Genomic DNA, 20,985 nt, shown 5'->3' with positions numbered 1-20,985 from the left:
GAAGGCCGGATTCAGGCCCGTACAGCGCGTCTGGCGAGTGTTGCCGTATCCTAACCCACCCCGAAACGTTCATCATGCAACGCGCGCCGGAGCTTGAAGTTCAGGTAGCCGGCATAGTCGCCCCGGATTTGCGCCGGTCCTTCTGCTGCCTCATCCTTTCCTGAAGGATTGAGGAGGTCGTGCATGGACAGGGAAATCAAGCAGAGTAAGCGACGGAGAACCTGCGCGGATTTGATTCGCCGCAACGTAGCCAGACGGCGCCGCCGCGATCCTGCTTCGAGAACCATGCTCCATCTGCTCGGCATGTTGTCGGCGGTGCTGGCGCTTCTTCCGGAAAGCTCTGCTGCTTCCTCGCCTCCCGGACGCGGAAATAATTTCCGCCGGGATCGCCGAATACCTCCCCCGGACTATGGCCTTGGCGCCGACGCATGGGCCCGAGAACGCGGCCTTGAGCCGATCTGGTACCCCGTCGATCGACCAAAGCCTCGCCCTTCCTGGAGCCGTCTGGTGAAGGATATCAACCGTCGATCCTCCAAGGACCGCGCGCGGATCATGATCGAAGAGCGCGTTCCGCCGGAGGCCTTGGAGTGGCTGCGGGAGATGATAATGACCGGGGATTGGATCGCGCTGCGCATCATCGGGTATGACCGTACTGAAGACGAAATCCGGGACCAAGCAGCTCTGGCAGCGATGCGGTGGGAAATCGAGCGCCAAACGGCTGCGGCTTCGGACGCGACCGACGATGCAGGCGCCGCCGCTCCGCCACCCGCTCCAAGACCGAGATAAATGAGCCGGATTCCCCGTTGCCGTTACTTCCGACCGCGTTGTGTAGGTTGGCGGCTTTCCACATAGGGGGAAAGGTCAAGACCTTTGGGAAGTGGAAGACTTGCAAGCACTTCGACTTCCTCCCGCACGAGAACTTTTGAGCCATATCGCGCGGAGACGCTTCCCAGTGCGTGGCCTGTCTGAAGGTCATGCGTTCTCTGATCCACGCGCGCGAGGCGCATAATGTCTTTCGCTGAGTGGCGGCTTGAATGAAAGACTTTCTCAAGCCTCTGGTGAATGCCCACCTTTCGGAGGACGCGACCCATGCGCTTGCTGGCGGCATCGGCCGGGTCCGCGACCTTCTTTCTCCCGTGGTAGAAGGCGGAGGGGAACAGCCAGTCTTCATCACGACGCGATTTTGCATACTCGATGAAGCCCGTCTCCACGAATACTGAATGAAGGGCGATCAGCCGTCTCGACGCTTTGGTCTTGGTCTTGCGCGCCTCCGTATCACCTTCGCCATCATCAAGGTCCGTGCGAAGATCGATGACCCAATATTCGGTTCCGTCTTCCGCGTCCATCAAAGACACGTCCTTGCCTTGAAGGAAGATCAATTCTCCGATTCGAGCGCCGGAAATCGCCGCCAGAGGAGGCAGCCATTTCATGTCCGCTCGGATCTCGCAGGCTGAGTGCGCGAACCACTGATTTAGTTCGTCGACGTCGAAGGGTTGGCGCTCGACCGACGCGGACGCATTGGCGGAAATTTTGACGTCGGCATCCGCTAGTGGATAGCGAAAGGAATGGTCTGCGGCCATCTCCCGGAAGAAGGTTCTCAAGGGACTCAGATAATTGGTATCGATCGTTTTCTCGGTGAGCGTTGCCAGCCGGCTCTTCCGGGGCAGGCTGTCATTGTAGTCGGCAGCTTCTAGCAGAGAAAGATCACGAACCGTTGCCCGTTTCCGATGACTCTCCGGCAGACGGGCGAGAAGATTGGCCCAATTCTGGAAGTCCGAGAAGATGTATTTGTTCAACGGACGATCGCCAGCGAATGTCATAAAGTCCTTGATGCGGTTGTAGTCCGTCTTGACCTTTTTCTTGCCGATACGGAGCCCTTGCCGAGTTGTAGTCCACTCGTCCAGGACCTCGGACAGCAATGGACGTACCGGTCCTCCATCTAGGGATGTCTGAACCTGCTGGGAGAGCGCGATCATTTGGGCTTGGATGGCTGCCATTGTGGAGCCGACGTCTGTCTTGTCCCTCGAAGGCAAGGATCGGACCTTGCCTTCGAGGGTCTGCATGCCATCGGCGATGTAGGTGAGATGGTCGCTCATTTTGCCCATCTCGGCCAGATAGACGTTCTCGGTCGCCAGTCGCGCTTCCTCGACCTCGAACTTGCGCAGGCGGTACACACTCTCCTTGTACTCGCGGAAGCCCTCAATGAGGGTGTCGATATGGGCCGTCAGTTCGGCAATGATGATGTCTCTCGGGTCGGTCGTCATATTCTGCTGGCTGATTGAACGAAGCTCGATGAATAGCCTTTCGGCGTGACCGGAGAGTAAACGCGCAATCCGGCGAGCGGCGGAGACCGGGATTAGGCCGAGCGGAACTCGGATAGGTGTTCGGCCGAGACGCAGATGCAGATCGACAGGAACCGCGATCTGGAACCGAAAACCGTTCTTCCTGTGGGTGAGATACATGAGGGTGCCGTGGGTATTTTCGTGGGTAGAAACTCCCGAAAAACGGCAAATCCAGAACAAATATCAATGGGTTAGGTATGGCGGACAGAGAGGGATTCGAACCCTCGATACGCTTTCACGTATACACGCGTTCCAGGCGTGCGCCTTCAACCACTCGGCCACCTGTCCTTGCTATCCAAGGGCTGCCTTGCGGTGTTGTGCGAAGCAGCGGTCGGGGCGGATATATACCGATGAATTTCAAAGGATCAACCCGATTCTGAAAGAAATGTGACCTGTCCCCAAACTCTCTTCAAATCCATGCCTTGCGATGCAGCGTTTGCAATCCGCGGAAGACACCTATAGGTTGGCGAAAATCCAGTCCGGCTCGAGGGATCAAGCACCGATGGCGTTCTTTTTGCGCTTCCTAAGCCTGCTTTTTCTCCTCGGGGCAATTGCCGCCGGCACCGTTGATTCCATCGTATCCGTCGCATCTTCGAAAGTCATCCTGACAAGCTTCGAACAGGACTGGCTGGCGTTAAGCCCGGATTCGCTCCCCCTAGCGAAGCAGTGGGTTGAACACTATATTCACCCTGAAGCTTGGCGCAGCGGACTTGCCGTCATCATTGCACAACCGGCCTTTGTCGTTCTTCTCGGTTTGTCACTCCTGTTCTGGATGATCGGCTACCGTCGCCCGCGCCCGCAAGCATTGCTGGTTTAGCCTCCATTCCGGGGGCACAGCGCCTCTCCGCACCGAATCTGTCGGAATGCGGAAGCAGGCTCACGCAAGGAGGCAAGGATGTTTTTGATCGACATGTTCAACAAGAAGACGGTCATGCCCACGCCAGACACCGCTCTGCCGGGGCGCACGGACCCTCTGCCGACCGCCACCCACCACTTCGTCAACGGCAACCCTCTCAAGGGTCCTTATCCAGATCATCTGAACATTGCCTATGTTGGCATGGGCTGCTTCTGGGGCGCCGAGCGTCTGTTCTGGAAAACGCCAGGCGTCTGGGTCACGGCTGTCGGTTATCAGGGAGGGATTACCAGGAACCCCACCTATCACGAAACGACAACGGGCATGACCGGGCATACGGAAATCGTCAAAGTCGTGTTCGATCCGTCGCAGGTTTCCTACGATCAGCTGCTGAAGATCTTTTTCGAAGAGCACGATCCGACGCAGGGCATGCGGCAGGGCAATGATATCGGCACGACCTACCGTTCGGCAATCTACACGACCAGTCCGGAACAGCAGGCGGCGGCTGAAGCGGCGCGGGATCGTTTCCAGCAAGCCCTGAACGATGCCGGAAACCGGTCCAAGATCACGACCGAAATCAAGCCGGCGGAAGAGTTCTACTATGCCGAGGACTATCACCAGCAATATCTGGCCAAGAATCCCGGTGGATATTGCGGCCTGCGCGGCACCGGCGTTTCCTGCCCGATCGAGCGTTGATCTGACGAAATTCTGATCAGAAAGCCGCGGAATTCATCGCTTCCGCGGCTTTATTTGTGCAGTCCTTCAACAATATCTGCGTTTTTTACCAGATGAAAAATTTCTGGTGAATTTCCTTCGCAGCCATGCAAGGATGGGCTCTAGCCAGTCATAATAGACAACCGCTGGCGACCGCAGACATGCCTCGAACAGGGCATGCGGGGGGACCCATGATGAACGCTAAAAATAATAGGGCTGCACGATGAAGAAAACCCTTCTCTCAATTCTTGCCTTGGCCGCGCTTTCGACCACGGCTCTGGCCGCTGATGTCAAGCCGGCGCTGGTTTACGGCACGGGCGGCAAGTTCGACAAATCCTTCAACGAAGCGGCCTATCAGGGCGCCGAGAAGTTCAAGAAGGAAACGGGTACCGACTACCGCGATTTCGAGCCGACCAGCGACACGCAGGGCGAACAGGCAATCCGCAACTTCGCCTCCAAGGGCTTTAACCCGGTTGTTGCCGTGTCCTTCGCCTGGACATCGGCCATGGAGAAGGTTGCTGCCGAGTTTCCAAACACCAAGTTCGTGATCGTTGACTCCGTCGTCAAGCTGCCGAACGTTCGCTCGGTCGTTTTCAAGGAAGAGGAAGGTTCTTACCTCGTCGGCGTCATGGCGGGCCTGGCTTCGAAGTCCGGCAAGGTCGGCTTCATCGGCGGCATGGACATTCCGCTGATCCGCAAGTTTGCCTGCGGCTACGCCCAGGGCGCCAAGGCTGCAAATGCAAAGATCCAGGTTCTCCAGAACATGACCGGCACCACCGGTGCTGCATGGAACGACCCGGTTCGCGGCGGTGAACTGACGAAGAACCAGATCGACCAGGGCGCGGATGTCATCTACGCGGCAGCCGGTGCAACGGGTCTCGGCGTTCTGCAGACGGCAGCTGACAACAAGAAGCTTTCGATCGGCGTGGATTCCAACCAGAACCACCTGCATCCGGGTTCCGTCCTGACCTCGATGGTCAAGCGCGTCGATCTGGCTGTCTACAACGCCTACAAGGATACCGCTTCCGACAAGTTCACCGGCGGCATCCAGGCCAATGGCGTGAAGGAAGACGGCGTCGGCTACGCGATGGACGACAATAATGCCAAGCTGGTAACGCCGGAAATGAAGGCCGCCGTCGAAAAGGCGAAGGCCGATATTATTGCGGGAACGGTCAAGGTTCACGACTACATGTCGAGCAACAGCTGCCCGATGTAATCAACGCGAGGGGGCGTATGGTGCAAACGGTGCATCATACGCCCTCTTCATGTCCGGCTTCCGGAAAGGAAAGGCAAGACGCGTGAGCCATAACCCAGCGATCGAACTGGTGGGCATCGACAAGAGTTTCGGTGCTGTTCATGCCAACAAGAATATCCACCTGAAGGTGGAAAAGGGCACAATTCACGGCATCATCGGGGAAAACGGTGCCGGTAAATCCACACTCATGTCCATTCTCTACGGCTTCTATCAGGCCGATAGCGGGGAGATCCGCATCAACGGCCAGGCCTTGAGCATCAAGGACAGCCAGACGGCGATCGCATCCGGGATTGGGATGGTGCACCAGCATTTCATGCTGGTCGAGAACTTCACGGTTCTGGAAAACATCATGCTGGGCGCGGAAGGCGGGCAATTGCTGGCCAAGGGCGTTTCGTCGGCGCGCAAGGAATTGAAGCGCCTGGAGGACGAGTACGACCTGAAGGTCAACCCCGATGCTGTCATCGAAGACCTGCCCGTCGGAACGCAGCAGCGCGTGGAGATTCTCAAAGCTCTCTATCGCGGCGCAGACATCCTCATCCTGGATGAACCGACCGGCGTTCTGACCCCTGCCGAAGCGGACCACCTGTTCAAGGTACTCAAAGTCCTGCGCGACCAGGGCAAGACGATCATTCTCATCACCCACAAGCTGCGCGAGATCATGGCAATCACTGATGAGGTTTCCGTCATGCGCCGCGGCGAGATGGTAGCGACGCGCAAGACTGCCGAGACCACGGTGGAGGAACTGGCGGAACTGATGGTCGGTCGCCGCGTGCTGCTGCGCGTGGAAAAGGGCGAAGCCAATCCCGGCAAGATCCTGCTGTCGGTCAAGAACCTGACCGTCAAGGACAGCCGTGGCGTGACCATGGTGGACAACGTCTCCTTCGATGTGCGGGAAGGCGAGATCGTCGGTATTGCAGGCGTTGCCGGAAACGGCCAATCGGAATTGCTGGAGGCCATTGCAGGTATCCGCAAACCCTCCTCCGGCGAAATCCTCATCGATGGCAAGCCCATTGCCAATGCAGACCCTGCACGCCTGCGCGAACTGGGGCTTGCGCATATTCCTGAAGACCGGCACCACATGGGTCTGGTGCTGAAGTTCGAGGAGTACGAAAATGCAGTCCTCGGCTATCACCGCGATCCGAAATACGGCAAAGGCGCCCTGCTCGACCTGAAAGCCATCCAGGCAGAAGCTGTCGAGAAGATCGAGAAATACGACATTCGGCCGCCGAACCCGCGGCTGAAGACCGCCAATTTCTCCGGCGGCAACCAGCAGAAGATCGTCGTTGCCCGCGAGATCGAGCGCGATCCGAAGGCCTTGATCATCGGCCAGCCGACACGCGGCGTCGATATCGGTGCCATCGAATTCATTCACCGGCGCATCGTCGAAATGCGGGATGCCTCCAAGGCCATCCTGCTTGTCTCTGTCGAGCTCGACGAGATCCGCTCGCTCTCCGACCGTATCATCGTCATGTTCGCGGGCAGGATCGTCGGCGAAAAAACGCCGGAAGCGGACGAACAGACACTTGGCCTGATGATGGCGGGGATTGCGGCATGACCCTTCCCGCCCACAGCATCATCCCCCCCTATTCTGACGGCATGGAGAGCAGGGAGATCGGGTTCGCCCGCACCGTCTCCATGACGATGAGGACCACCTGCCCATGAGCACAGCCTCCGTACCCTTGCCCAACTGGATAAACTACGGATTGATTCCGCTGCTCAACCTGATTGTGGCCTTCTTCATTTCCGGCCTCGTGGTCTGGTGGATCGGTGAAAATCCGTTCACGGCGCTCCGCCTGCTCATCGAAGGTGCGCTCGGTCGCGGAGACGCCATCGGGTTCACGCTGTTCTATACCACGAGCTTCATCTTCACGGGCTTATCCGTCGCGGTCGCCTTTCATGCGGGCCTGTTCAATATCGGGTCTGAAGGTCAGGCCTATATTGGTGGCCTGGGTGCGGCTCTCGTGGCGCTTGCGCTCGATCAATATGTTCCGTGGTATGTCACCATGCCGTTCGCCATCATGGGCGCGGCACTCTTCGGCGCGGGCTGGGCGTTCATTCCCGCCTGGCTGCAGGCCAAGCGCGGAAGCCACATCGTCATCACCACCATCATGTTCAACTTCATCGGCGCGGCGCTGATGGTCTATCTGTTGGTGAACGTGCTGATCGTTCCGGGCAAGATGGCGCCGGAAACCCGCACCTTCCTGCCGGGTGGTCAATTGCCGAAGCTGGACTGGCTGATGGCGCTCTTCGGAGCGAAGCTCGGACCTGCGCCTTTCAACGTCTCTTTCATCATCGCGCTCGTGATGTGCTATCTGGTCTGGCTACTGATCTGGCGCACGAAGCTCGGCTACGAGATGCGCACGCTCGGCATCAGCCCTTCGGCGGCTGTCTATGCAGGCATTCCCTATTCGCGCACGGTCATCATCGCCATGCTGATTTCAGGCGGCCTTGCAGGCATGATGGCTCTCAATCCTGTCATGGGAGCATCGGCGCGCCTGCAGGTCGAGTTCGTCGGCGGTGCAGGGTTCGTCGGCATAGCGGTGTCATTGATGGGTCGAAGCCATCCGGTCGGCATCATCTTCGCGGCACTGCTGTTTGGCATTCTCTATCAGGGCGGCGCGGATCTCTCGTTCGAAATGCCCAATATCACGCGTGAGATGATCGTCGTCATCCAGGGTCTGGTGATCCTGTTTGCCGGTGCGCTGGAATACATGTTCCGGCCAGCGCTTGTTCATATCTACCAACGTTTCAAGCGGGCTTGAGGAGGACGTCATGGATTTCTTCGATATCGTCGTCAGCATCCTCGGTTCGACCATACGACTGTCGATCCCACTGCTGTTTACAGCTCTCGCCGGATTGTTTTCCGAACGCGCCGGCATTTTCGACATCGGCCTTGAAGGCAAGATGCTGGCTGCCGCCTTCGCCTCCGCCTGTGTCGCCTATGTCACCGGCAATGCCTGGCTTGGGCTTCTGGGCGGCATTGGTGTTTCGCTGGTCTTCTCGCTGATCCACGGCTTTGCCTCGATCACCAATCGCGGCAACCAGATCGTATCCGGCGTCGCGCTGAATTTCGTGGCTGCCGGATTGACCATCGTTCTGGGTCAGGCCTGGTTCGGCCAGGGCGGACGTACGCCGCAATTGACCGGTGAAGGGCGTTTTGCGCCGATCATCCTGCCCTTCGTCGATGTGGTGCGCGATGTACCGATCATCGGGCCGCTTTATGCGAATGTGATTTCCGGCAACAACATCCTGACCTATATGGCCTTTGCGGCGGTGCCGCTGTCCTGGTGGGTGCTGTTTCGCACGCGTTTCGGTCTTCGGCTGCGTGCCGTTGGCGAAAATCCGGGTGCCGTCGATACGGCGGGCATTTCCGTCACGTGGCTGCGCTATCGCGCCGTGCTGGTCGCCGGTTTCCTCTGCGGCTTCTCCGGCGCCTATCTGGCCATCGCGCAATCCGCCGCCTTCATCAAGGACATGTCTGCGGGCAAGGGCTATATCGCGCTGGCCGCACTGATCTTCGCCAAATGGAAGCCGGTGCCTGTCATGTTCGCCTGCCTGCTATTCGGTTTCCTCGATGCCTTTGCCAACTTCATGCAGGGCAAGGCGGTTCCGGGCATTGGTGAAGTGCCGGTACAGATCTTCCAGGCACTGCCCTATATCCTGACCTGTATCCTGCTTGCCGGCTTTATCGGCATCGCACATCCGCCAAAGGCTGGTGGCGTGCCCTATACGAAGGAGCGTTGAGTTTCCATGTCCCACGACCTGTTCGAAGCAGCGCGCGATGCCATGGCTCGCGCCTACGCTCCCTATTCCAAGTTTCCGGTTGGCGCGGCAATCCGCGCCGATGATGGCAAGATCTATGTCGGCGCGAATATCGAAAACCTGTCCTTTCCGCAGGGCTGGTGCGCCGAGCCGACCGCCATCGGCAATATGGTGATGGGCGGCGGGCGCAGAATCGTCGAAATGGCGGTGATTGCGGAAAAGCTGGCGCTCTGCCCGCCCTGCGGCGGCTGTCGCCAGAAGATTGCAGAGTTCGCCGGTCCGGAAACCCGCGTCTATCTCTGCGATGAGGTGGGCGTGCAAAAGACTATGACGATGGAAGAACTGCTGCCCTTCTCGTTCAAGACCGAGATGCTCGGATGAGATCCGTCATCGACCTTCTCGTCGACCGCTTCAACGGGCTGATGCCCCGCCATGCCATCGTGCTGGGTTCAGGGCTCGGCTCGCTGGTCTCCGGCATGGATGATCCGGTCCGGGTGTCCTATGCCGAACTGCCGGGATTTCCGGCAAGCGGCGTGACGGGCCATGCGGGTGAACTGGTGGCCGGGATGCTGGGAAACCATCCCGTCGTCATGCTGTCTGGTCGCGCGCATTATTATGAGCACGGCGATGCGGCAGCCATGCGCTTCCCGATCGAAGTTTTGCATGGCCTTGGCGTTCAATCACTCATCCTCACCAATTCGGCGGGCTCCGTGCGCGAAGACATGCCGCCCGGCTCCGTCATGCAGATGACGGATCACATCAATTATTCCGGCATGAACCCGCTGATCGGAACCGCCGGGGACAGGCGCTTCGTTGGCATGACCAATGCCTATGACGAAGGTCTTTCGACCGCGATCCGCAATGCCGCCATCCGCACGACAACGCCCCTTTTCCAAGGGGTCTATATGTGGTTCTCGGGCCCAAGTTTTGAGACGCCCGCGGAAATCCGCATGGCGCGTACCCTTGGCGCCGATGCTGTTGGTATGTCGACGGTGCCGGAAGTCATTCTGGCGCGCTATGTGGGCCTGAAGGTTGCCGCCTGCTCGGTGATCACCAATTATGGGGCCGGAATGACCGGTGCCGAACTGTCCCACGAGGAGACCAAGGAAATGGCGCCCAAAGGCGGTCAACGTCTTGCCGCCATTCTGAAGGATATGTTCAGCCAGCCGAGCCTTGCCTGAACGACCTTCTCGCTCAAATTCATTCACGAACCCGCCATGGGTTGCGTCTAATCGATTGAAGGATAATTATGCATTCTCCGACCAACCCGGGAGGGATCACCATGGAATTGCTGGGCCCGCGCGAGATTGCGGCGTTTGCGCTTTCGCTTCTGGATCTGACCAACCTGCGTGACGATTGCGATGCATCCGCCATCGAGACACTGTGCAAGCGTGCGCAAGGGCCGAACGGAAATACGGCCGCCATCTGCATCTGGCCCCGTTTCGTAGCGCAGGCGCGGGGCATCCTCGGCACCAGCAATCCGGTTCGCATCGCAACGGTGGTCAATTTTCCGTCCGGCAATCTGCCCGTTTCAGAGGTCGTGGAAGAAACGCGCAAGGCAATCACCGATGGCGCGGATGAAATCGATCTCGTCATCCCCTATTCAAAGTTCTTGGGTGGCGACGAGGTCTCCGTCAGCGAGATGGTACGCGCGGTTCGCGCCGCATGCCCGGATTCCTGCCTGAAGGTCATTCTGGAAACTGGCGAGATCAAGGATGCGGCTCTTATTCGCCGTGCCTCGGAGCTGGCCATTGCCGAGGGTGCGGATTTCATCAAGACCTCCACCGGCAAGGTGCAGGTCAATGCAACGCTGGAAGCAGCCGATATCATGTTGCAGGCCATTCGCGACAGCCGCAAGAAGGTGGGCTTCAAGCCCGCAGGCGGCATTTCAACTGTCGCCGATGCCGATCTCTACCTGCGTCTTGCGGAAACCATCATGGGTGCCAACTGGCTGATGCCCTCCACCTTCCGCTTCGGCGCGTCCGGTCTGCTGGACGATATCAGCGCCGTGCTGAGCGGCTCCACGTCTCCGCGCGCCTCCACCGGATATTGATCGATCATGCTGCCGCAGGAAATCATTCGTCGTAAACGCGACGGCCATGCGCTGTCTGAGGCGCTGATCCGCGCATTCATCAAGGGCCTGACCAACGAAAGCATTTCGGAAGGCCAGGTTGCGGCCTTTGCCATGGCAACCTTCTTCAGGGGAATGGACCGCGATGAGGTCATTGCACTGACGCTTGCCATGCGCGACAGCGGCGATGTGCTGAACTGGTCGGAAACCGGCAAGCCGATCGTGGACAAGCATTCGACCGGCGGCGTTGGAGACAACGTATCGCTCATGCTGGCGCCGATCGTTGCCAGCTGGGGCCTGACCGTGCCGATGATTTCCGGACGTGGCCTTGGCCATACCGGCGGCACGCTGGACAAGCTGCAAAGCATTCCGGGCTATCAGGTCATGCCAGGCACGGATGTGCTGCGCAAGGCGATCAAGGAGGTTGGCTGCGCCATCATCGGCCAGACCGCCGATCTCGCTCCTGCCGACAAGCGGCTCTATGCCGTGCGCGACGTGACGGCGACTGTGGAATCCATCCCGCTGATCACCGCCTCGATCCTGTCCAAGAAACTGGCCGCAGGCCTGCAAAGCCTCGTGCTCGATGTGAAGTTCGGCAACGGCGCCTTCATGCAGGAACTTGGCGATGCCGAGGCTCTGGCGCAGTCGCTGGTCGAGGTCGCCAACGGCGCAGGCGTGAAGACGTCGGCCATGCTGACGGACATGAACGAGCCATTGGCCGATGCTGCGGGCAATGCGCTGGAAGTCATCCACGCGATCGATTTTCTTCAGGGCAAAAAGCAAGGTACGCGCATTGAAACGGTTACCTTTGCCTTTGCAGCCGAGATGCTGTTGCAGGGCGGGGTGGCTGAAACGCTGGAAGACGGTGTCGAAAAGGCGCGCAAGTCGGTCTCCTCCGGTCGCGCGCTCGATACCTTCGCCCGCATGGTGCATGCCCTTGGCGGGCCGCAGGATTTCGTGGCGCATCCGCAGGACCACATGTTCCGCGCACCGTTCATTACCGCCGTCACGGCTCCCTTAAGCGGTTATCTTTCCGCGTGCGACACACGGGGACTTGGCCTTGCAGTGGTGGAACTCGGCGGTGGGCGCATGCGCGCCTCTGACGATATCGATCCACGTGTCGGGCTGGACCGCATTCTTCCGCTTGGCACACGGGTCGAAAAGGGTGAACCCATTGCCTATGTCCACGCGGCGGATCAGGAGAGCGCGGACCGGGTCGCGGCGCGGGTCGCTTCTCTCTACACGCTGTCGGACGTACCGGTACTGACACGTCCGCCGGTGCTCAAGAAGATCGGCTGATCAGGCGCTGGCCACGAGATCGAGGATCTGGCGTTCGGAGATCTCCTTGCGATTGCGCACCTGCCAGTGAACGAAGGCGGTATCCGGCTTCGTTTCCTTCGCCCGATAGCCCTCGCCAATATCGCCCTGCTCGAGAATGCGGTTCCAGCGCTGCTCGAGCGCGGTAAACTGCATGCCGGCGCGGAAGCAGGAAATCCCGAGATAATTCTGGTCCAGTCTGTAGAAGCGGGGAAGAATGGCGAGGCGCATCGCCATGACATAGGTTCTGATCTCAGGAAAATGCTGGTATGCCGCCATCATGCCTTCCCGGGTATAGGCGATGACGCCCGAATTGAAGACGCGGGGACTGCGATCCGCCGTGCGTGGCGGCGTCGCGTGAAAGAAGGCGCTGCCGAACGCTGCCCAACGCATGTCGTTGCTATGGCGGATGGGCGATTTACGGCCTTTTCGCAGCTGGGGCTGGGCCAATTCCTCTACCATGCCGATGTGGTTGACGGCGGTAGTCAGGATTTCACCGGAGGCATTGTCCTTGGGAAACACATCTGCATCAACGTAGATCACGCGATCATAGTTGTGAAAATCCGGGTCCCAGACAGGACGAACCGCATGATAATATTCGGCATATTTGCCGGTGAAGAAGGTCGGGTTTTCCTCGAAGAAGTAGTCGGCGCCATGCCGGTCGGCATAGTCCCGGAACAGACGACGGCTCAGGCGGGCATAGTCGGGAACCTCGCCCTTCCAGAACTGATAGATCAAGGTCTTCACGCCATACCCCTGCAGTGCTTCGCCCCATCGGCGATATCACTCCTTACCCATTGGCCGGGGAATCGTCCATCTTTGGATGTACGCGCTGCGGTTCAGGCTTTGCCGAGACGAAAGATCTAGCCACCAGGGCGCAACCGACGGCCCAGGTGGCGCCCGCACACCAGCCGCCCAGAACATCGGTCGGATAATGCACGCCGAGGAAGATACGACTGAGACCGATAATCAGCGTCAGGAACAGCGCTGCAGCGATCATGAAGAGACGCGTCGCTCTCGTCGTCTGCGTTCGGGCCAGAAGCGCTCCCAGCGTGAGATAGGTCACCGCGGAGAGCATGGCGTGACCGCTTGGAAAGCTTAAGTCCCGCACATCGACAAGATGCGGCACGATATCGGGACGAGGCCGCGCGATGATGACTTTTAGCGCAGTACTGACAAGCCAACCGCCCAGGATCGAACAGGCGGTAAAGATCGCAATCCTGATGCGACGGGAAATGACAAGATAGGCCGTTGTCAGCAGGGTCATCAGCGAAAGCACCGTGACGCCGCCCAGACTGGTGATGTCCTGAACGGCATGGGTCAGCCAGTAGGGCCCGATCGTCTCTCCCAGATCGCCCGAGCGACGAAGCGCCAGCAGGATCGCCTCGTCGAGCGCGTGCGTATCGCCTTCCACAACCTCGCCTGCCAGCATGGCAAACAGCAACGCACCGCCCGTCAGAATGCCGAAAAAAACAAGAGTCGTGAGTTCGAAGCGCTTCAGACGATCAATCAGGGATTGGGCAGAGCGTAAGTTCGTCATTGGCACTCTGTTGCCTCAGATGGCGGGAATGGAGCGACGGGCCTGATCGAGGCTTGGGGGTGCAACGCGACGGTAACGGGCCTCGACGAAGCCATAAATACCGAAACAGGCCAGACCAAGACCGATCGCGAGATAAAGCACGCCACCCAAGGGTAATTGACGAACCCATGTCAAGGCGTCGGCCATGCTTCCTGCCTGGTCCGGATCAACCATGAAAGCCGCAAAGAGAAAAAATACAGCAATGATCAGGAAGACGATGCCCTTGGCGACGAGACCATAAACGCAACAACTGTCCAGCGCGGGATGCAAATTGGCGTCGAAGGCCAGATAGCGATGGTAGCTGCGTCGGATGCCTTTGACGATGTGGGCTGCACCAGCACCAAGGATGCAGAGACCAACAATCCCGACCAGATAGCGACCGTAGGGTTGCTGCATCAACCATGCGGTCCAACTGGAAGAGCCACCACCAGATTCGCCCGTCCTCATCATCAATGCGTGTGTCACGGCAAATAGAGCCAGACCGCTATAGGTAATGGCGCTGATCAACAATCCGGCCCTGACCACGTAGCCCTTCAGGTCAGCCGGATGGTTATCCGCATTGGCAAGCGACTGGGCCAGCCGCCAAACAATGAATCCAATGAGACAGAGGCCGATAAATCCGAGCCAGATACGACCAAATGGCTGAGACAGCACCATTTGTAGTGCGGATTCAGAATCCGGGCTACCGCCACCGATACTGCCAAGGACCGCCATCATTCCCACAAGAACATAAACCAGCCCGCGTGCAGCATAGCCTGCTCTTGCCATCCATTCGAATTTTTCGCTGCCCATGGGTCCAATCTTTCAAAGGAAGAGGCCCGTCAACGCGTGACGGGCCTCTGTTGTTTCATGACGAAGACATAACGGGTGACCCACGCTTAATGCGGGCGTGGCGCCGACCCATTGCTCGGGTTGCGGAACTGACGCGCCTCTTCAACAATGCGGTCTTTCGCAGCATCATGGACGTCAGAAACAACAGCGGCTGCGGTGTGCGAGACCTCCGTTGCCACGGCTTCCGCCTTGTCCATGGCGTGAGACGCTTCTGCCGCCACCTTGCCTTTCACGTCATCGGACATTTCGCCCATCAGAGCGTCCTCGCGCTCTGTCCGAGGAAGCGCAGCGCCAATGGCCGCGCCGACAGCGAAAGCAAGAGCGCCACCCACAAGCGGTTGATCACGAAACTGGCGAAAGATCGTTTCATTGAGAGCCTGTGCCGAATCCCGGACAGAAGCGCCCATGTCCATCGTCGTGCGGCCTGCGCTGCGTCCCGCCTCCGAAACGTGGTGACCAGCACGGGCAGCCGAATGTTTGAGATCCTGCCAGGATGCAGCGACCCAGCCCGAGGCATCGTCGAACAGGCGTCCGGTCTCGTCCCGGATATCGTGGATTTGACGACCTGTCTTGTCCGCAAAGCCGCGATAGGTTCTCCCGGCCTCATCCGTAAAGTGTCCGGCACGATTTCCCGCAGCATCGGACATTGCCCTGAATTTTGCGCCGGCCTCATCGGTGAAGTGGCTGTAGCGGCTCTCACCGATCTGCTCGACAGGGCCGGTGCGGCGTATTGTGCCGGTCACGGGTACCAGCGGATGCTCTTGCGACTTTCCGACATCCGTTTGAACCGAAGGTTTCGGGCCGGACATAAGCCACGCCAGGCTAACGCCCATCAAGGCCACAGGGATCGGGTTCGACTTCATGGAACCAGTGAGGTTCGAAAGGAACTCCGCGCCGCCACTCCCCTTTGCGTAAGCGATCGCCTCATCGACGAGCTGGCCCGGCGACATGCGGTTCTGGATTTCGTCGAGCTTGGCGTTGATGCGCTGGCGATCCTGTTCGATCTCGCGCTCGATCTCTTCCGGGGTGCGTTCCGTAGAATAAGCCATTATGTTCTCTCCTTCAGCACCTGAACATCGCGTTGCAGGGAATGGGTCGTGCGGTCGAGGTTCATCGAGCTGCCCTTCAACACAGCGAGGCCGCGCGAAATCATGCCCCAGCCAATGACGGCGACGACGAGACCCACAACCACAGCTGCAATGGCGTCTGCATTGCGTTCAGCAAAGCCCATTGAAAGCAGGAGGGCCGAAAGCCCGCTGACGACTGCTGCAAGCAAGACGCCGATGGCACCGATAGCAAACACGAGGCCTGCCGCCATCATCTCGACGCCTGTCATGGCCTTGGAGACTTTTTCAGAGGCCTCTGCTTTCGCCAGATTGATCTCTTTGCGAAACAGGCCGGACACATCGCCCACGAGGCCAGTCAGAAGTTCAGACAAGGGGCGGTTTTCAACGGGATTAGACATTCGACGCTCCTGTCGTGCGAGGGATCGAGGAACCAGCAGTGGAGGTGCCGGACGGCGGGGACGCAGGAGCACTGGTGGCAGGAGCCTGGCGCATCGCGGATTCCGCAGCAGAATGGCGAGCGTGAAGATCGCCTGTCGATGTGGTCTGAGACGAGCCTGCCTGACGGCTGGCCGATGCTGTTACGAAGCGGCTTGCCGCAAGACCTGCCATTGCAGCAAGTCCAAGAAACGCAAGTGGCTGGCGTCGACCAAAGTCTTCCGCCATGCCTGCAATCTCGCCCATGTTGCGGCCCTTGATGTCGTCCGCAAACCGATGGACACTTTCACCCATCTGGCGCGCCATTCGGCCGACTTCGCGGTTCTCGCCCTGTTCAAGCTCGGCACCAACCTTTTCCATCGCCTGAGCGAGTCCCGCCACGCGCTCGGCGGCGTATCCCTTCTGGCTATCGGCCAGTTCCTCGGCTTTCGTGGTCGCCTGCGAGATCTTGTCTCTTGCGATATCCTTGACCTCGGCAACATCATCCTTGGCCTTCTGGCTCAGTTCGACCATAGGCGGCTTGGACGAGGCGGATGTCTGACCGGGTTCCGGCCGCATGCTGCCATAGGTGGCGCTCGCGCGACCATCTCCGGGGAAGGTAGTGTCCCTGTCTGTCATGTCTCTCTCCTGTTGACGATCCTGGCTCTGCAGGACCGAACAGGAGTGAATGCGCTTTGTTCCAGAGAAGAGTGGAGCTTGTTAAAGCGGCTCAGCCGACAATTTTTTGCGTGATCGCAAGGCCTGCGGCGGCCGCGACACCGGAGAGGATCGTTCCCCAGGCCATATCCACGAGGCTCATGGCGAGCGGCCAGTTTTTCAATGTGGAAAGATTGGTCATGTCATAGGTCCCGTAAGCGATGAGACCGAGGATTGCGCCGGACAACAGCGCCTGCGTCCAGCTGCCGCCGGACAGATAGGGCTGTACGGCGAAATAGACGAGACCGGCCACATAGATCAGATAAAAGGCACCGGCTGCCAGAAAATCCGGGCGCTCGCGCATCATGTCGCCGAGCTGGCTTCGATAGAAGCCGGTCGCGACCTTGCCGAGCCAGACAAAATCGAGACCGAAGAAGACTGCCGCTGTCGCAAGGTAGGCCACCACGTAGACATACATCAGTACTTCCTTTCACTTACCAAAAAAATCAGCCGGTCAGGGGACCGGCTGATGGAACCTCAGATCTTGAGGATTGGCTGGATCATTCTCACGACCCAGCTTGAGAATTTCAGTGGACGTTCCGTCACTGCAAGACAGATGCAGTCCTCACCTTCCGTGGCGGTCGGGGTGTGGAGAAGCGAGCCATCTGCCTCTTCCAGATCGCCACGGGCAAACAGGTCCTGACCGTCGTGGAAACTGCCAGCCAGAACAAGCGTCAACTCACGACCGTCATGCGTGTGCTCCGGCACCGGCTTTCCGGCCGGAATGCGAAGCAGGCGCACCTGGGTGTCCGGATCCCCGGTATCGATACGGATCTGATAGGCGCCACGTCCAAGTGCCTTCCACTTCAGGCTGGACACATCGCCACCCAGATAGGAGCGCAGCGGCTCCGGGATGACGCCTTCCGATTGGGATGGCCGGGCAACAGTATGACCAGCGCTCCGAGAACCGGAAAGCTTCGCCTTCATCTTGTCCCAGTCGGCGTCCGTCGCCTTTGCGCTGACGGAAATCTTGTCGAACAAGGCACCGGCCGCACCTTCCATGGCCTGAAGGCGGCGGCGAGCCTGCGGACAAAGCGCGAGATGCGTGGCAACAGCCAAGCTCCAGCCTTCCGACAGGTTTCCAGATGCGTAGTCGAGCAGAAGCTCGTCGCTGACTTGATGTTGAACGTTCATCGCACGGCCTCCAGGGTCGAACGCAATTTCTCAAAGGCCAACCGGATACGGGACTTCACAGTTCCAAGAGGAATACCCATGTCCTGCGCGATCGTCGAATGCGATGCCTCATCGAAGAAGGCACGCTTCAGAACGTCGAGCTGCTCTGGCGGCAGTGTTTCCATGGCCTTGCGAAGAAGCTCCGCATCCTGGCGCTCTTCGAGCTCCAGATCCGCAGGCGGGATATCGTCCTTCACAAACGCCGGATCATTTTCATCGAACATCGGGCGTTTGCGACGAAACGCGTCAATCCGCTGGTTTCTGGCTATGGTAAAGATCCACGCGGAGACATTGCCTCGCGCCGGATCGAACTGCACCGCCTTGTTCCAGACGGCCATCATCGTTTCTTGCATCAGCTCTTCCGCGAGCTGCGTGTCCCTGGTCTTCATCGCCATGAAGGAGCGCACGCGCGGCCCGTAATGGCGGAACAGTGTTTCAAAGGCATCCACGTCGCGCTGCTGCCCGACACGGGTCAGCAACTTGGACAAGTCTGCCGGGGAAAGTTCATGTTCCGGCGTAGTCAAATCAGTCCGTTTCATCCTTTGGCCAAGCTGAACGCGAGCACGCGGCCGTTTGGCCGCTTGTTGTTCGTTGTGGCACGTCCTTGCCGAGATGGAAACAGTCAAGCTCATGATTGGCGTTACGCCAGACATCCGGCGGCGGATCATGGGAGGGAAAAGAAATTTATCAGCAATCCGTTTCGTGATTGCCGCCGTAGAGGCTAAGCATAGGTAAACAGTGGAAAATCAAAATGGTTTCATACACGGCAGGAAATCGTCGCATTGCGGTTATCGGGTCTGGCATCAGCGGCCTGTCTGCAGCGTGGCTTGCCTCACGATCCAATCAGGTCGTGCTTTATGAAGCGGATCATCGTCTTGGCGGTCACTCCAATACGGCAATCGTTCCCACTGCCTATGGCGATATCCCTGTCGATACGGGGTTCATCGTTTTTAATGACAAGAATTATCCCAATCTGGTGGCTCTGTTCCAGCACCTGAATGTGCCGACCATTGCTTCCGACATGAGCTTTGCGGCCTCCATCGACGATGGAAGGTTTGAATATTCCGGCACCGGTCTGAAGGGGCTTCTCGGACAGCGGTTGAACATCGCCCGCCCGCGCTTCTGGCGGATGCTGACGGATGTGTTGCGGTTCTATCGCGAAGCAGAAGGCCTTCTGAAGCGTCCGGAGCTTGAGGGTCTGACCCTCGGCGAATATCTCGACCGTGAAAACTATTCGAAAGCCTTCATTGAAGATCATCTTTTGCCGATGGGAGCTGCCATCTGGTCGATGACCACGATCGACATGCGCGCCTATCCGCTTCACGCCTTCGTACGCTTCTTCGTTCATCACGGTCTGATCCTCCTCAAGGGCCGTCCTCGCTGGCGCACCGTTCTGGGTGGCAGCCGCGAATATGTCAGCCGCCTGATTGCCGACTTCGCCGGCGAGATCCGCCTCTCGACGCCGGTAGCCCGCATTCAACGGATGGCAAACGGCGTGATCGTGACCGACAAGTCCGGTCACGCCGACCGCTTCGACGACGTGATCATCGCAACCCATGCGAACGATGCTTTGTCCATGCTGGGTGATGCAGATAACCTTGAGCGTGAAATTCTCGGATCCTTCCGATACACGGACAATATTGCGGTCCTTCACAGCGATGAAAACCTGATGCCGAAGCGTAAATCTGTCTGGTCCAGCTGGAATTATATTGCCGGTCGGCAGGCAGTCGACGGGGCTCCGCTCTGCGTGACCTACTGGATGAATCTGTTGCAGGATCTCGACCGTCGTCAAAACCTGTTTGTCACGCTGAATGCCTGCCGTGAGATCCGCGAGGACAAGATCGTCGCGACGTACAATTATACGCATCCGCTGTTCGACCTCAGCGCCATGGCAGCTCAAAAGCGGATCTGGGATCTCCAGGGGCGCCGGAACACATTCTTCTGTGGCGCCCATTTCGGAAGCGGCTTCCATGAGGATGGTCTGCAGGCAGGACTTGCCGCCGCAGAGGCCGCAACAGGCTCACGCCGCCCCTGGCAGGTCGCGGACGAGTCGGGCCGGATCTTTTCCACCCCCCTTCTGGCAGCGGCAGAATGACCCTATCATCTGCCATCTATGCTGGCACCGTGATCCATGCCCGGCACCGGCCGAAGACGCATCGCCTGCGCTACCGCGTCTTCTCGCTATTGCTGGATCTGGATGAACTTCCGCTGCTCGACCGTTCGCTGAAGCTTTTCGGCCATAACTGCCGCGCATTGTTCAGTTTCTACGATCAGGATCACGGAAACGGCGAGAGGAACGGGCTCAGAGCCTGGGCCGAAAATCACTTGCGCATGGCAGGGATCGAGACCTTCCCGGCACGCATTCGGGTTCTATGTTATCCGCGCATCTTCGGATATGTTTTCAATCCGTTGACGGTCTATTTCTGCGAAGACAAACAGGGCAATCTTCTGGCGCTGCTCTACGAGGTCTGCAATACATTCCATGAGCGGCATACCTACGTAATACCGGCGGGTTCTCATCGGGAAGGCCCGGTTCGCCATTCCTGCGAGAAGGCCATGTACGTCTCTCCGTTTGTTCCGATGGACTGCGCCTACGACTTCGATATCCTCCCACCCGGAGCCAATATAACGGGCGACAAGGTGAAGGTGGCGATCAATGAGCGCGATGCCGAGGGCGATTTGCTCTATGCAAGTTTTGCCGGCGCACGTTCCGAACTATCCGATGCGGGTCTTGCCCGCGTCTTCATGCGTTATCCGCTGATGACCATGAAGGTCATGGCGGGAATCCACTGGGAGGCGCTTCGTCTCTGGCTGAAGGGTGTGCCGATCTACAGGCACAAGCCCGCGGCGGAGCGGGTTGCGAGCTCGGTGGAACAGACCATTGTTTGAG

At 58.8% G+C, this 20,985-nt stretch carries 24 protein-coding genes and 1 tRNA gene; 13 read left to right on the top strand and 12 right to left on the bottom strand.

The window, feature by feature from the left end:
* Positions 1-50: 50 nt before the first annotated feature.
* Positions 51-287, bottom strand: a complete 237-nt coding sequence (locus ASD54_RS13150) for a hypothetical protein (protein ID WP_062555054.1) — start codon at positions 285-287, stop codon at positions 51-53.
* Between ASD54_RS13150 and ASD54_RS13145 the strand changes: the two genes are divergently transcribed.
* The gene (locus ASD54_RS13145; protein WP_062555053.1) at positions 286-786 is read left to right on the top strand and encodes a hypothetical protein; all 501 of its coding nucleotides are present in this window, start codon (positions 286-288) and stop codon (positions 784-786) included. The two genes, ASD54_RS13150 and ASD54_RS13145, sit on opposite strands and share 2 nt — an antisense overlap.
* A gap of 23 nt (positions 787-809) precedes the next feature.
* Here the strand turns inward: ASD54_RS13145 and ASD54_RS13140 are convergent, their stop codons facing one another.
* Both ASD54_RS13140 and ASD54_RS13135 read right to left on the bottom strand, forming a co-directional pair.
* The gene (locus ASD54_RS13140; RefSeq protein WP_062555052.1) at positions 810-2,462 is read right to left on the bottom strand and encodes a site-specific integrase; all 1,653 of its coding nucleotides are present in this window, start codon (positions 2,460-2,462) and stop codon (positions 810-812) included.
* A gap of 78 nt (positions 2,463-2,540) precedes the next feature.
* A tRNA-Ser gene (locus ASD54_RS13135) sits at positions 2,541-2,630 on the bottom strand.
* Between the two features lie 175 nt (positions 2,631-2,805).
* On the opposite strand from ASD54_RS13135, the gene ASD54_RS13130 reads away from it, so the two are divergent.
* From ASD54_RS13130 to deoA, 10 genes are all read left to right on the top strand, one after another.
* The gene (locus ASD54_RS13130; protein WP_244484753.1) at positions 2,806-3,159 is read left to right on the top strand and encodes a hypothetical protein; all 354 of its coding nucleotides are present in this window, start codon (positions 2,806-2,808) and stop codon (positions 3,157-3,159) included.
* A 78-nt stretch (positions 3,160-3,237) separates the two neighbouring features.
* Complete coding sequence (msrA, locus tag ASD54_RS13125; RefSeq protein ID WP_062555051.1) at positions 3,238-3,891, top strand: peptide-methionine (S)-S-oxide reductase MsrA; 654 nt, start codon at positions 3,238-3,240, stop codon at positions 3,889-3,891.
* 241 nt (positions 3,892-4,132) lie between these two features.
* Entirely contained in the window at positions 4,133-5,125 is a 993-nt protein-coding gene (locus tag ASD54_RS13120; protein WP_062555050.1) for a BMP family ABC transporter substrate-binding protein, read from the top strand.
* Positions 5,126-5,207: 82 nt separating this feature from the next.
* Positions 5,208-6,719 carry an ABC transporter ATP-binding protein gene (locus ASD54_RS13115; RefSeq protein WP_062555462.1) on the top strand — a complete coding sequence of 504 codons (1,512 nt, stop codon included), beginning with the start codon at positions 5,208-5,210 and terminating at the stop codon, positions 6,717-6,719.
* A 103-nt stretch (positions 6,720-6,822) separates the two neighbouring features.
* Positions 6,823-7,926, top strand: a complete 1,104-nt coding sequence (locus ASD54_RS13110) for an ABC transporter permease (protein ID WP_062555049.1) — start codon at positions 6,823-6,825, stop codon at positions 7,924-7,926.
* Between the two features lie 10 nt (positions 7,927-7,936).
* Positions 7,937-8,908, top strand: a complete 972-nt coding sequence (locus ASD54_RS13105) for an ABC transporter permease (protein ID WP_062555048.1) — start codon at positions 7,937-7,939, stop codon at positions 8,906-8,908.
* A gap of 6 nt (positions 8,909-8,914) precedes the next feature.
* Positions 8,915-9,307, top strand: a complete 393-nt coding sequence (locus tag ASD54_RS13100; protein WP_062555047.1) for a cytidine deaminase — start codon at positions 8,915-8,917, stop codon at positions 9,305-9,307.
* Positions 9,304-10,107, top strand: a complete 804-nt coding sequence (locus ASD54_RS13095; RefSeq protein WP_062555046.1) for a purine-nucleoside phosphorylase — start codon at positions 9,304-9,306, stop codon at positions 10,105-10,107. The genes ASD54_RS13100 and ASD54_RS13095 overlap by 4 nt, the downstream gene beginning before the upstream one ends.
* A 101-nt stretch (positions 10,108-10,208) precedes the next feature.
* Entirely contained in the window at positions 10,209-10,979 is a 771-nt protein-coding gene (gene deoC, locus ASD54_RS13090) for a deoxyribose-phosphate aldolase (protein ID WP_062555045.1), read from the top strand.
* Between the two features lie 6 nt (positions 10,980-10,985).
* Positions 10,986-12,296, top strand: a complete 1,311-nt coding sequence (gene deoA, locus ASD54_RS13085) for a thymidine phosphorylase (protein ID WP_062555044.1) — start codon at positions 10,986-10,988, stop codon at positions 12,294-12,296.
* Here the strand turns inward: deoA and ASD54_RS13080 are convergent, their stop codons facing one another.
* The 9 genes from ASD54_RS13080 to ASD54_RS13040 form a co-directional block, all read right to left on the bottom strand.
* Positions 12,297-13,061 carry a glycosyltransferase gene (locus ASD54_RS13080; protein ID WP_062555043.1) on the bottom strand — a complete coding sequence of 255 codons (765 nt, stop codon included), beginning with the start codon at positions 13,059-13,061 and terminating at the stop codon, positions 12,297-12,299.
* Between the two features lie 43 nt (positions 13,062-13,104).
* The gene (locus tag ASD54_RS13075; protein ID WP_062555042.1) at positions 13,105-13,854 is read right to left on the bottom strand and encodes a phosphatase PAP2 family protein; all 750 of its coding nucleotides are present in this window, start codon (positions 13,852-13,854) and stop codon (positions 13,105-13,107) included.
* A 15-nt stretch (positions 13,855-13,869) separates the two neighbouring features.
* Complete coding sequence (locus tag ASD54_RS13070) at positions 13,870-14,685, bottom strand: DUF1206 domain-containing protein (RefSeq protein ID WP_062555041.1); 816 nt, start codon at positions 14,683-14,685, stop codon at positions 13,870-13,872.
* Positions 14,686-14,771: 86 nt separating this feature from the next.
* Positions 14,772-15,773: a DUF3618 domain-containing protein gene (locus ASD54_RS13065; RefSeq protein WP_062555040.1), complete on the bottom strand. Its 1,002-nt coding sequence runs from the start codon at positions 15,771-15,773 to the stop codon at positions 14,772-14,774.
* Positions 15,773-16,189 (bottom strand): phage holin family protein, encoded by a 417-nt coding sequence (locus ASD54_RS13060; RefSeq protein WP_062555039.1) that lies wholly within the window; start codon positions 16,187-16,189, stop codon positions 15,773-15,775. Before ASD54_RS13060 ends, ASD54_RS13065 begins: the two co-directional genes overlap by 1 nt.
* On the bottom strand, positions 16,182-16,844 hold the full coding sequence (locus tag ASD54_RS13055; RefSeq protein ID WP_062555038.1) for a hypothetical protein: 663 nt from the start codon (positions 16,842-16,844) through the stop codon (positions 16,182-16,184). The genes ASD54_RS13060 and ASD54_RS13055 overlap by 8 nt, the downstream gene beginning before the upstream one ends.
* Before the next feature lie 91 nt (positions 16,845-16,935).
* Positions 16,936-17,340, bottom strand: coding sequence for a DUF2177 family protein (locus tag ASD54_RS13050; RefSeq protein WP_062555037.1), 405 nt, complete (start codon positions 17,338-17,340; stop codon positions 16,936-16,938).
* Positions 17,341-17,399: 59 nt separating this feature from the next.
* Positions 17,400-18,056, bottom strand: coding sequence for a ChrR family anti-sigma-E factor (locus ASD54_RS13045; protein WP_062555036.1), 657 nt, complete (start codon positions 18,054-18,056; stop codon positions 17,400-17,402).
* Complete coding sequence (locus ASD54_RS13040) at positions 18,053-18,619, bottom strand: sigma-70 family RNA polymerase sigma factor (RefSeq protein WP_244484752.1); 567 nt, start codon at positions 18,617-18,619, stop codon at positions 18,053-18,055. The genes ASD54_RS13045 and ASD54_RS13040 overlap by 4 nt, the downstream gene beginning before the upstream one ends.
* A 227-nt stretch (positions 18,620-18,846) precedes the next feature.
* Here ASD54_RS13040 and ASD54_RS13035 point away from each other — a divergent pair, with 227 nt between their 5' ends.
* On the top strand, positions 18,847-20,190 hold the full coding sequence (locus ASD54_RS13035) for an FAD-dependent oxidoreductase (protein ID WP_062555035.1): 1,344 nt from the start codon (positions 18,847-18,849) through the stop codon (positions 20,188-20,190).
* Positions 20,187-20,984 carry a DUF1365 family protein gene (locus ASD54_RS13030; RefSeq protein WP_062555034.1) on the top strand — a complete coding sequence of 266 codons (798 nt, stop codon included), beginning with the start codon at positions 20,187-20,189 and terminating at the stop codon, positions 20,982-20,984. Before ASD54_RS13035 ends, ASD54_RS13030 begins: the two co-directional genes overlap by 4 nt.
* Position 20,985 lies beyond the last annotated feature (1 nt).

This window comes from Rhizobium sp. Root149 (assembly GCF_001427345.1).
GTDB classification, from domain to species: Bacteria; Pseudomonadota; Alphaproteobacteria; order Rhizobiales; family Rhizobiaceae; genus Neorhizobium; species Neorhizobium rhizoryzae.
The sequence above is the reverse complement of the archived record's forward strand: the minus strand, read 5'-3'. Positions and strand labels throughout refer to the sequence as shown.

Coding starts and splice junctions, on each gene's coding strand:
- ASD54_RS13145 (WP_062555053.1), top strand. CDS start 286: ATGCTCCATCTGCTCGGCATGTTGTCGGCGGTGCTGGCGCTTCTTCCG.
- ASD54_RS13150 (WP_062555054.1), bottom strand. CDS start 287: ATGGTTCTCGAAGCAGGATCGCGGCGGCGCCGTCTGGCTACGTTGCGG.
- ASD54_RS13140 (WP_062555052.1), bottom strand. CDS start 2,462: ATGTATCTCACCCACAGGAAGAACGGTTTTCGGTTCCAGATCGCGGTT.
- msrA (WP_062555051.1), top strand. CDS start 3,238: ATGTTTTTGATCGACATGTTCAACAAGAAGACGGTCATGCCCACGCCA.
- ASD54_RS13120 (WP_062555050.1), top strand. CDS start 4,133: ATGAAGAAAACCCTTCTCTCAATTCTTGCCTTGGCCGCGCTTTCGACC.
- ASD54_RS13110 (WP_062555049.1), top strand. CDS start 6,823: ATGAGCACAGCCTCCGTACCCTTGCCCAACTGGATAAACTACGGATTG.
- ASD54_RS13105 (WP_062555048.1), top strand. CDS start 7,937: ATGGATTTCTTCGATATCGTCGTCAGCATCCTCGGTTCGACCATACGA.
- ASD54_RS13100 (WP_062555047.1), top strand. CDS start 8,915: ATGTCCCACGACCTGTTCGAAGCAGCGCGCGATGCCATGGCTCGCGCC.
- ASD54_RS13095 (WP_062555046.1), top strand. CDS start 9,304: ATGAGATCCGTCATCGACCTTCTCGTCGACCGCTTCAACGGGCTGATG.
- deoC (WP_062555045.1), top strand. CDS start 10,209: ATGGAATTGCTGGGCCCGCGCGAGATTGCGGCGTTTGCGCTTTCGCTT.
- deoA (WP_062555044.1), top strand. CDS start 10,986: ATGCTGCCGCAGGAAATCATTCGTCGTAAACGCGACGGCCATGCGCTG.
- ASD54_RS13075 (WP_062555042.1), bottom strand. CDS start 13,854: ATGACGAACTTACGCTCTGCCCAATCCCTGATTGATCGTCTGAAGCGC.
- ASD54_RS13070 (WP_062555041.1), bottom strand. CDS start 14,685: ATGGGCAGCGAAAAATTCGAATGGATGGCAAGAGCAGGCTATGCTGCA.
- ASD54_RS13065 (WP_062555040.1), bottom strand. CDS start 15,773: ATGGCTTATTCTACGGAACGCACCCCGGAAGAGATCGAGCGCGAGATC.
- ASD54_RS13060 (WP_062555039.1), bottom strand. CDS start 16,189: ATGTCTAATCCCGTTGAAAACCGCCCCTTGTCTGAACTTCTGACTGGC.
- ASD54_RS13055 (WP_062555038.1), bottom strand. CDS start 16,844: ATGACAGACAGGGACACTACCTTCCCCGGAGATGGTCGCGCGAGCGCC.
- ASD54_RS13050 (WP_062555037.1), bottom strand. CDS start 17,340: ATGTATGTCTACGTGGTGGCCTACCTTGCGACAGCGGCAGTCTTCTTC.
- ASD54_RS13045 (WP_062555036.1), bottom strand. CDS start 18,056: ATGAACGTTCAACATCAAGTCAGCGACGAGCTTCTGCTCGACTACGCA.
- ASD54_RS13035 (WP_062555035.1), top strand. CDS start 18,847: ATGGTTTCATACACGGCAGGAAATCGTCGCATTGCGGTTATCGGGTCT.
- ASD54_RS13030 (WP_062555034.1), top strand. CDS start 20,187: ATGACCCTATCATCTGCCATCTATGCTGGCACCGTGATCCATGCCCGG.